A 1753-nucleotide genomic window follows, 5' to 3' on the forward strand; every position below is an offset into this window, starting at 1 on the left:
AAAGCCAGTAGATTTGTAGTCAATTCAGCACCTTGGCGCTAAATTTGGCTATGTCGTGCGGGCAATATAACAAAGCATTTAAGAGGGATTCTCAACGCTTGGCATTTTTGCATCTACTTCAAATTTAGTGTTTACGGTACAATACTTTAGGTCGGGTGGAGGCGTTGTTCACCCCTTAATGCGGCGTTGATATGACCCCCTTTGTCAAATATAAACGTAGAAGTTTCTGCTCCCACATTTCAGAGCCTTTTGTTTATTTTGGGATAGTGTTAACGCATAGGTGAAGCAAGTAATTTCGTCGGTTCTCATGCTGATATACGTGGATTACTCATCGTGAGATGAGCAGCGCCTACCTTACTTATTTCGTCGTGGCACCTGTCTTCAGTCTATGCTCGTGGTTCAATAAAGCGCGAGCTTTATTGCCATCCTAACGCCGTCGGTGTTTGTGCCACACCCGATGCTCCATCCAATGCGCTAACACTAATTCTTTTCTCATGCAGGCAGCCTTGCAATACGTGTTTTTGGATCAACTGCGCTAACGACCACCTCTCTCGCTATAGCCCAGATATAAGCGATCATTTCTCTCGCAATGGCTGCGACGACAACATTTCGATGTTTGCCTTTTTGTAACAATCGTTGATAGCGGCGACACAACCTTTGTTGGGCATGCCAAGCAATATCTACAATTTCTTTGGGCAGCCCTTCTTGTCGCTGTTGTAGTTCGACGGAGATATTTGCCTTGTGCTTATACGTATGTGCGCCCTCAATAAGCAACCGTCGTGCTCGACTGTTTCCGCACTTGGTTAGGCTACCTCGTTTAGCTTTTCCGCCACTGGAGTTTTCAGTAGGTACGAGGCCGACATAAGCCATAAGTTTTCTGGGATGGTCGAAGCGACGTAGATCACCTAGTTCGGCAATGGTGCCGAGAGCAACAAGTAGTCGCACGCCCCGCATGGCTTGGACGGCTTTGACAACAGGGTAGTAACGCCAGTTTTTTACTTGATGTAACAACTCGTTATCCAACCGTTGTAATCTTTGCATCCTCTCACTGATGGTGATGATCATCTCTTGCAATACAATCTGTTGGCTGTGATGGGGAAGAATGAGGTCGGTTAGCCACCGTAGATGCTTTTTAGACCAGTTATCATTCACCGTTGCTTGTACATTATTGCGTAGAAGAAAGCCTTTGAGTTGGAATTTTGCATCCTTAAGGTCTTTCATCGCGGTTTCTCTAGCCCTTGATAAATCTCTTATTGCCTCATCTTCAGATTCAGGAACATAAATAGGTGTTAGCTCTTCAGCCTTAAAAAGTTTGGCAAGTTTTGCTGCATCTCTCTTATCTGTTTTGACTCTATCCCCTGATTTCTTAGGAATAAGGGAAGGGGCGATGACACAGCAGCAATGCCCAAGACTGGTGAGCAATCGGTATGTCCAGTATCCACACGGCCCAGCCTCGTAGACAAAATGAAGTGTGGCTTTCGGGTACTTAGATTGCAATTGCTGTGCGAGTTTAATTAGTGCGGACTTGTTGGACTTTATCCGACCCAAATGCTCAGGTTTAGCACCACGATGCTCTTGCAAGGCGGCGACTTGGATAAATGACTTATGCGTATCTAAGCCAATGAAAATTATGTTATCGTTATTCATGCTAGTCTCCAAATTTAGTTGTTTGACACACTAATTATGGCTCTGGCTTTAAGCTAACCCACGATATTGGAGGCTAGCACCTTTCGTGGGGGTCATTATGTCTATG

1 protein-coding gene is annotated in these 1753 nt (G+C 45.1%); it reads right to left on the reverse strand.

Going from position 1 to position 1753, the window contains the following annotated elements; all coding sequences use genetic code 11:
• Positions 1–492: 492 nt before the first annotated feature.
• Positions 493–1647 carry an IS110 family transposase gene (locus tag FCV43_RS18485; RefSeq protein WP_136995995.1) on the reverse strand — a complete coding sequence of 385 codons (1155 nt, stop codon included), beginning with the start codon at positions 1645–1647 and terminating at the stop codon, positions 493–495.
• Positions 1648–1753: the final 106 nt, after the last annotated feature.

Origin of the sequence: Vibrio genomosp. F6 (assembly GCF_005146325.1) — a bacterium.
Lineage (GTDB): Bacteria > Pseudomonadota > Gammaproteobacteria > Enterobacterales > Vibrionaceae > Vibrio > Vibrio cortegadensis.

Excerpts from the sequence above, each read along its gene's own strand:
- FCV43_RS18485 (WP_136995995.1), bottom strand. The coding sequence starts at position 1,647 with ATGAATAACGATAACATAATTTTCATTGGCTTAGATACGCATAAGTCA.